Origin of the sequence: uncultured Rhodococcus sp. (assembly GCF_963525155.1) — a bacterium.
Taxonomy (GTDB): domain Bacteria; phylum Actinomycetota; class Actinomycetes; order Mycobacteriales; family Mycobacteriaceae; genus Rhodococcus_F; species Rhodococcus_F qingshengii.
In genome coordinates this window covers 1-9,050 of record NZ_CAURKP010000193.1, presented here as the reverse complement: position 1 = coordinate 9,050, position 9,050 = coordinate 1, and the positions used below count along the sequence as shown (strand labels likewise).

The following is a 9,050-nucleotide window of genomic DNA, read 5'->3' as shown; positions in this document are numbered from 1 at the left end:
CTTTTCGTTGTGCGCGAGGGGGGACTTGAACCCCCACGTCCTGAGACACTGGAACCTAAATCCAGCGCGTCTGCCAATTCCGCCACTCGCGCGCGGAATTCAAAGGATACGCGAGTGGAATCGCTCGCGGGCACACCACCCTGGTCGGGATGCGCCCGGGCGCTCTCACGCCGTTGTGGCAAGTGGATCCGCTGCCGGCGGCGTAGCGGATCTCTCCGATCGGCGCGGTTGCTCAGCGGTGCGTTGATATCGCCACGCAGCGTGGGTGAGCGTTTGAACATCGACATCGAGATGTTCGGCAACCGCAACGAGCAACTCGGCTGCGTCGGTGCTCGACAACAATTTCTCGCTACTGCTTGCTTCGGTGGCGAACCGTGCAAGCAGGTCGATCGAAGTTACCGTCAACCTCCCGGACAGGAACATCAGTGTCTCGAAGGTCCTGGGGCCGAGCCCCGGAACGGAGACGACTGCCGAACGGAGGCTTTCGGTGTCCTCGACGTCGGCACTGGACCGGCAACCGGATTCGACGAGCGCCTTGGCCGCACGAGCCGCACCCTCGGCTTTGGTGAAGTAGTTGCCCGGCACGCGCTGGCGATTGCCGAGAATCGTTGCGAGCTCGTCGCCACGGTCGGTGAAGGCGGCGAGGGCGGGCAAGCTGTCGAGGCGATCGTCGGCGGCTACCGAGCGGTGTGTGCGCCAACGGTCGACGACGGCGCGGACTCCGGTCTTCGGTGTTCCATAGGCGGCGCGCGACGAGAAGATCGCATCGAGAAGGGCGGCTTCGGACTCGCGCGGCCATCCCTGATTCCAATGCGGCCACGCCTCGCGCGGAAGCTCGGCGCCGATGAATTCGGCCGCTCTGACTACGTCTGTGTCTTTCATGATTTCTCCCCCCGAGAAGTTGTCCGGCGTGGACGCGCTGAACGTAGCGAGGGGGTCCGACAGATTGTGGCCCGGAACGCACGGGATCGACCGTCCGTCAAGGAGGTCACGAATTGGTAACAATAAATATGAGGGGTTCCTCAGGTTTCTGGAAATCCCGGTAACAGTCCCAGGCAGGGCGTTCGCGACCTACTCGCGAGTCACTTTCTCGAAGTCTCGTGAGGAAGATCACGGCCCCGAAAGTCCAGATTTCCAGGGTGCCGACAAACGTGAGGAAATCCTCATGATTCTGTGTAAACCTTGTCTTGCACGAACGCCCTGACTCCGTCGATTCTCTCGACGAATTCGCGAGCACTTCAGCCGGGCAGCACACCGCAAATCCCACCTCGCCGCAGAGGTGACCAGGAGAGGACGTACGCGTGACGATCGATGACACGACACCTACAGGAAACGGACGCGACTCGAAGGGTGGACGCCGTTTCGGCGTCGATGGGGGACAGTCCCGCACGACCAGCAAAGGTGCCCTCGTCGATTCGCTGAACAACGGCGTTTCCTACGCAATCGCTTTCGGTGGACAGGGCGCTCCCTGGCTCACCTCGCTCGAGGAGCTCAGCCGTGACAACGGACTGGAGCCCGTTCTGACCGATCTGGTCAACGACGCAGCAGCACGCCTCGCGCCCGTCGCACAGGATCTCCTCGTGGTTCGCCCGGTCGGATTCGATCCGATCGCGTGGATGCTCGAAGCCGAGATCGTCGACGAAGAAGAAGGTGAGAAGTCGGCCGGGCCTTCCGCTGCCGCGCTCACCGCAGCTCCGGCGTCACTCCCCGGCGTCTTCCTCACGCAGCTTGCGGCGTTGCGTGCACTCTCCGCTCAGGGTCTGGATATAGCCGGTAACCCGCCGGCTGCCGTCATCGGCCACTCGCAGGGCCTTCTGGCCACGGCTGCCGTAGCCGCGCAGGGAAACGACGACGGTGAACTCCTCGCCGTCGCACAGCTCGTCGGTGCTGCTGCCAGCTTGGTCGGCCGTCGCCGCGGCGTCATCGCCGGCGCCTCCGCGAAGCCGATGGTTGCGGTCTCGGGCGTCGATCCCGAGCGTCTCGCCGCCATCGTCGCCGAGCTTGCCGAGGGTGTGGCGCCTGAGCGCGCGGCTGTCCTCGCCATCCGCAACGGCCGTCGCCGCGTCGTTCTCGCCGGGCCGCCCGCTCAGCTGGCACGCGTGCAAGAGCGTTGTGAACAGATCGAAGCCGAGGAAGCCCGCGAGCGTGAGGGTAAGAAGCGTGGCGGTTCCGTCTTCGCGCCGTCCTTCGATCCGCTCGACACCGAAATCGGCTTCCATCACCCCGCATTGACCGAGGCCGTCGAACTCGTCGGCAGCTGGGCGACCCGTTGCGGTCTCGACGCGGACCGTGCGCGTGAACTTGCACAGGGTGTCCTCGTCGATCCGGTCGACTGGGTCGAGGCTGTCGACGGCGCAATCTCCGCCGGCGCCAAGTGGATTCTCGATCTCGGACCCAGCGATCAGCTGACCCGTATGACGTCCTCTTCGCTGCGTGGACAGGGCATCGGCATCATTGCCGCAGCCACCCGCGGCGGACACCGCAATCTGCTCACCCCCGGTGCAGCACCTGAGGTCTCACGTTCGTGGTCCGAGTTCGCGCCGAAGCCCGTTGCGCTTCCCGGCGGCCGTATCGGCGTCGAGACCGCGTTCACGAAGCTGACCGGTCGTTCACCCATCCTGCTCGCAGGTATGACGCCGACGACAGTCGACGCCAAGATCGTTGCCGCGGCAGCCAATGCCGGTCACTGGGCCGAGCTTGCCGGTGGCGGGCAGGTCACCGAAGAAATCTTCGAAGACCGTGTCGCAGAGCTGAAGATGCTGCTCGAGCCGGGCCGCGCGGTCCAGTTCAACTCCCTGTTCCTCGACCCGTACCTGTGGAAGCTGCAGCTCGGTGGCAAGCGCCTCGTGCAGCGTGCCCGTACCGCCGGTGCTCCCATCGACGGCGTCATCGTCACCGCCGGTATCCCGGAACTCGAAGAGGCTGTTGCCCTCATCGACGAGTTGTCCGAGATCGGCATCACCAACATTGCATTCAAGCCCGGCACCGTGGCGCAGATCCGCTCCGTGATCCGCATCGCCAACGAGGTTCCGAATTTCCCGGTCATCGTCCACATCGAAGGCGGCCGCGCCGGCGGACACCACTCGTGGGAAGACCTCGACGACCTGCTCCTCGACACGTACGCCGAGCTGCGTACACGTCCGAACCTGGTCATCTGCGTCGGTGGCGGCATCGGAACACCTGAGCGCGCAGCTGATTACCTGACCGGTCGCTGGTCCGCCGCAGCCGGTTTCCCGGCCATGCCCGTCGACGGCATCCTGGTCGGCACCGCAGCCATGGCGACTCTCGAGGCCACCACCTCTCCCGAGGTCAAGCAGCTCCTCGTCGACACACCCGGTACGCCGGACTGGGTCGGTGCAGGTACCGCTGAAGGCGGAATGGCCTCCGGCCGTAGCCAGCTCGGTGCCGACATCCACGAGATCGACAACGCGGCTTCGCGTACCGGGCGCCTCCTCGACGAGGTTGCCGGCGATTCCGAGGCAGTGGCCGAGCGCCGCGACGAGATCATCGCCGCCCTCGACGTCACCGCAAAGCCGTACTTCGGCGACGTCGAGACCATGACGTACGCACAGTGGCTGCGCCGCTACCTCGAGCTGACCGTCGGCATCGACGCGGCGAAGGAATTCGACTGCGGCGCCGATCTTCAGGACGCCATCGTCGAGGCGACGTCGAGCCCGTGGCTCGACATCACCTGGCGTGCTCGCTTCGGCGAGATGCTCCAGCGCACCGAGGCGCGTCTGCACCCGGTCGACCGCGGCCCGATCCCCACACTGTTCGCTGACGCCGAGACCCTCGAGCGCCCCGAGGCTGCGATCTGCGCACTGCAGGCGTCGTACCCGGACTACTCGACCACCGTTCTGCATCCCGCAGACGTCTCGTTCTTCATCTCGTTGTGCAAGACGCCGGGCAAGCCGGTCAACTTCGTTCCCGTCGTCGACGGTGACGTGCGTCGTTGGTGGCGCAGCGACTCCCTGTGGCAGGCACACGACCCCCGCTACACCGCCGATCAGGTTTGCGTCATCCCCGGCACCGTTGCCGTCGCCGGCATCACCCGTGTCGACGAGCCGGTCGGTGACCTGCTCGATCGCTTCGAGAAGGCGACCTACGACGAATTGGTTGCTGCCGGAACCACTCCGGTTGCACTCGCGAGCCGTCGCCACCAGGATTCCGCACCCGGACTTCTCGACGCCGTTCTCTCGGCTCCTGACCTCCAGTGGGCCGGCCGCCTGACCCAGAACCCCGTCCGTCGTCTCGGCGACCTCGACGAGTGGAGTGCAGAGTCTGCCGACAAGGCAGTTCACGGCACCACCGGTTCCAGTCTGACCGTCGTCGATTCCTCGCACGTGCTGCTTTCGGTTCCGTTGGTGGCAGGCAAGTCCGTCGACATCACGATCACGATCCCCGAGTCCGTCGTCGACGGCGGCGCTCCGGTTGTCACCGAGGCAGACGCCGAAGGTGCGATGTCCGCGCTGCTGGCAGTTGCTGCCGGACAGGAACTTCCGACAGTCAAGAACGGCAAGGCCCGCCTCAACGTCGCGTGGGTTCCCGATCGAATCGCCGATCACGCCGGTGTCACCGGTTCCGGTCTGCCCGCCACGCTCAGTGTCAGCGGCAAGGCTGTTCCGGACGTCGTCGTCGGAGCATGCTGGCCCGCCGTCTTCGCCGTCCTCGGCGCAGCCAAGCTGGACAGTCTTTCCGTTATCGAAGGCATGCTCGACCTGGTCCACCTCGACCACACCGTCCACTTCGTCGGTGAACTTCCCTCCGAGACAAGCATTCTCGTGGTCAATGCCGAGGTCGCCTCGGTTCTCGACACCGACCTCGGTCGTGTCGTCGAGGTCAAGGTCGAGGTCGGTGCCATGCTCGGCGAGGGCCTCGACGCCCCCGCAGTCGTCACCATGACCGAGCGTTTCGCGATCCGCGGACGCACCGGTGCAGGCGAACTCGCCGACCCGGCTCGCGCCGGTGGATCGATCAGCGATGCGGCTGTCGACACCTCGCGTCGTCGTCGCCGTGACGCGAAGATCCTCGCTCCGGTCAGCATGGGCGCCTTCGCTCAGGTTTCCGGTGACCACAACCCGATTCACACCTCCGACAACGCCGCTCTGCTGGCCGGCCTCGGAACCCCGATCGTGCACGGCATGTGGCTCTCCGCCGCAGCGCAGCAGGTAGTCACCGCAGTCGACCCGGCCGAGACCCGCGTCCCGCCGCGCCGCCTGACCGCCTGGACCGCTCGCTTCCTCGGGATGGTTCGACCCGGCGCCGAGATCGACGTCCGTGTCGATCGTGTCGGTATCGACCAGGGCGCGGAAATCGTCGAGGTCGGCTGCCGCATCGACGGTGAACTGGTCATGGTCGCCACCGGCCGCACCGCCGCGCCGAAGACCGTCTACGCCTTCCCCGGCCAGGGCATTCAGCGCCCGGGCATGGGCCTCGACGCTCGCGCACGCTCCAAGGCCGCCCGCGACGTCTGGGAGCGCGCGGACAAGCACACTCGTAAGGCACTCGGATTCTCGATTCTCGCTGTCGTGCGCGACAACCCGGTGACCGTCAAGGCCCGTGGTGTCGAGCACAGGCATCCCGACGGTGTCCTGCACCTGACCCAGTTCACCCAGGTCGCCATGGCCGTTCTCGGTGTTGCCCAGGTTGCCGAGCTGCGCGAGTCCGGAACCTTCATCGAGGATTCGCTTCTGGCCGGTCACTCGGTCGGTGAGTACAACGCACTCGCCGCTGTCGCCGAGGTCTTCCCGCTCGAAGCGCTTCTCGAGGTCGTCTTCCAGCGTGGCTCGGCCATGCACCAGCTCGTTCCCCGCGACGAAGCCGGACGCTCCGACTACCGCATGGCCGCTATCCGCCCGTCGCAGATCGGTGTTTCCGACGACGACGTGCAGGGCTTCGTCGCCGGTGTCGCCGAGTCTTCCGGTGAGTTCCTCGAAATCGTCAACCTGAACCTGCGCGGCAGCCAGTACGCCATTGCCGGCTCGGTAGCCGGTCTCGACGCACTCGAGGTCGAAATCGACCGTCGCCGAGCAGAATTCGGTGGCAAGCGGGCATACATCCAGGTTCCCGGCATCGACGTGCCGTTCCACTCCACCGTCCTTCGCGGTGGCGTGGCGGACTTCCGCGTGTGCCTGCAGGACTTGCTCCCGCACGACATCGATCCGGACATCCTGATCGGCCGCTACATCCCGAACCTGGTTCCGAAGCCGTTCTCGCTGCGTCGTGACTTCGTTCAGGAAATCGCCGACCTGGTGCCGTCCGAGCCGCTGCAGGAAGTCCTCGCAGACTTCGACAGCTACGCAACGCGCACTCACGAGTTGTCCCGCATCATCCTGATCGAGCTGCTGGCTTGGCAGTTCGCCAGCCCGGTCCGTTGGATCGAGACGCAGGACCTGCTCTTCGGTGACGAGTCCGAAGGAGGGCTCGGGGTCGAACGCTTCGTCGAGATCGGTCTCGGCGCTGCCCCGACCGTCGCGAACCTCGCGTCGCAGACCCTCAAGCTGCCGGGCCGCTTCGGCTACCCGGTCGAGGTTCTCAACGTCGAGCGCGAAGCTGCGATCGTCTACGGCACCGACGTCGACCCCGCTGTCGATGACGACGACGAGATCGAAGCGCCTGCCGCGCAGGCTGCTCCGGCCGCCGCGGCCGCTGCTCCGGTTGCCGCTGCCGCGCCGGCTGCACCTTCGGGTGGACCGCGTCCGGACGACCTCACCTTCAAGGCGCCCGACGCCACGAAGGTCCTGATCAGCCTGTGGACCAAGCTCCGTCCCGATCAGGTCGGCCCCGCGGACACGATCGAGGCACTGTGCGACGGCGTTTCCTCGCGTCGCAACCAGCTTCTGGTCGACCTCGGCTCCGAGCTCTCCCTCGGTGCCATCGACGGGGCCGCAGACGCCGACATGGGCTCCCTGGGGGCAACCGTCGACAAGCTCGCCCGTACGTACAAGCCGTTCGGACCGGTGCTCTCCGATTCGATCAACGATCACCTGCGCAAGGTCTTCGGCCCCTCGGGCAAGCGTCCCGGCTACATCGCCGACCGCGTCAAGAAGGTCTGGGAACTGGGCGACGGCTGGGCACACCACGTCACCGCAGCAGTGGCTCTCGGTACTCGTGACGGCGCCAGCATCCGCGGCGGCGACCTCGGTGGCCTGAGCTCCGGCGCACTGGCCGACGCGGCAGCAGTGGACGCAGTCATCGACAGCGCAGTTGCCTCGGTCGGGTCTGCTCGTGGAGTCAGCGTCTCGTTGCCGGCTACCGGCGGCGGAAGCGGCGGAACTGTCGACGCAGCCGCTCTGGGTGAGTTCACCGAGAACATCACCGGTCGCAACGGCGTTCTGGCCTCGGCCGCACGCCTGGTGCTCGAGCAGCTCGGACTGAACGAAGAAACAGCAGTCACGACGGTCGAGGACACCGAACTGGTCGACCTGGTCTCGGCTGAACTCGGCTCCGACTGGCCGCGTCTGGTTGCTCCGGCATTCGACGCGCAGAAGGCAGTGCTGCTCGACGACCGCTGGGCAAGTGCGCGTGAGGATCTCGCTCGCATTTGGCTCGGTGACACCGCGTTGTCGGTCGAGAACTTCATCGGTGCCGGCTCCACCGTCGCCGCACAGGCGAAGTGGTGGGCCACCCGTGCAACCGACGAAGGCCGCACCCCACTCGCCGAGGTCTACACCCGCATCGCTGATGCGGCTGCTGCGGCAGAATCCGACGCACCCGAGTGGGCAGGCGAGGTCGCAGTAGTGACGGGCGCCAGCAAGGGTTCCATCGCGGCAGCAGTCACGGGCAAGCTCCTTGCCGGTGGCGCAACGGTATTCGTGACCACCTCGCGGCTCGACGGTCAGCGTCTCGGCTTCTACCGCGACCTGTACCGCGAGAACGCTCGCGCCGGTGCAGCCCTCTGGGTGGTTCCCGCGAACATGGCGTCGTACACCGACGTCGACGCACTGATCGACTGGATCGGCAACGAAGCCACCGAGAACGCAGGCGGCGCAAAGAAGCTCATCAAGCCGGCCATGACGCCGACGATGCTCTTCCCGTTCGCAGCTCCCCGTGTCGGCGGCGAACTCTCCGACGCCGGCGCTCGCGCCGAAATGGAAATGCGCGTGCTGCTCTGGTCGGTGGAGCGCCTCATCGGCGGTCTGTCGAAGATCGGTTACGACAGCGACGTCGACACGCACCTGCACGTGGTGCTGCCCGGTTCGCCGAACCGCGGAACGTTCGGCGGCGACGGTGCTTACGGCGAGGCCAAGGCTTCGCTGATCGCCGTGGTCAATCGCTGGAAGGCCGAGCGCAACTGGGCCGAGCGGGTCACGTTGGCACATGCGGTCATCGGTTGGGTTCGCGGAACCGGACTCATGGGTCACAACGATCCGATCGTCGACGCAGTCGAAGCTGCGGGCGTCCGCACCTGGTCCACCCAGGAGATGGCGACCGAACTGCTGAAGACGGCAACCCGCGAGTCGCGGCGCGCTGCTGCCGAGGCTCCGCTCGAGGTCGACCTGACCGGTGGGCTCGCCCAGGCGAACCTCGACCTCGCCGCACTGGCCAAGGAAGCTGCCGAGGTGGCCGAGATCGCCGAGGCTGTCGACGAAGCAGTGGACGAGTCCAGCATCCTGGCGCTGCCCGCGCCGGCTCGCATCGACGACTCGGTCAAGGCTCCGAGCTGGCCCGAACTGGACGTCACCCCCGCGGACCTCGTGGTCATCGTGGGTGCCGGAGAGCTCGGACCCTACGGTTCCTCGCGTACCCGCTTCGAGATGGAGGTCGACGAGCAGCTCTCTGCCGCAGGCGTTCTCGAATTGGCGTGGAACACCGGACTCATCGTCTGGGAGAACGACCCCAAGCCGGGCTGGTACGACGTCGAATCCGGTGACCTGGTACCCGAGGCGGAAATCGCCGACAAGTACCACGACGCAGTCGTCGAGCGTTGCGGCATCCGTCGTTACGTCGACGAGGGCGCGATGATCGACAACACCGCTCCGCTGCTCACCTCCGTGTTCCTGGACAAGGATCTGAGCTTCGTGGTCGGCAGTGAGGCAGAGGCTCAGGCC

2 protein-coding genes and 1 tRNA gene are annotated in these 9,050 nt (G+C 66.2%); 1 reads left to right on the top strand and 2 read right to left on the bottom strand.

What is annotated here, in order from left to right; all coding sequences use genetic code 11:
* Positions 1–10: 10 nt before the first annotated feature.
* Positions 11–92: transfer RNA gene (locus tag RWT78_RS25190), tRNA-Leu, on the bottom strand.
* A gap of 73 nt (positions 93–165) precedes the next feature.
* Positions 166–882: a hypothetical protein gene (locus RWT78_RS25185; RefSeq protein WP_218681654.1), complete on the bottom strand. Its 717-nt coding sequence runs from the start codon at positions 880–882 to the stop codon at positions 166–168.
* A 419-nt stretch (positions 883–1,301) separates the two neighbouring features.
* Between RWT78_RS25185 and RWT78_RS25180 the strand changes: the two genes are divergently transcribed.
* Positions 1,302–9,050, top strand: a 7,749-nt coding sequence (locus RWT78_RS25180; protein WP_314681700.1) for a fatty acid synthase subunit beta domain-containing protein, incomplete at its 3' end; no start/stop codon positions are given.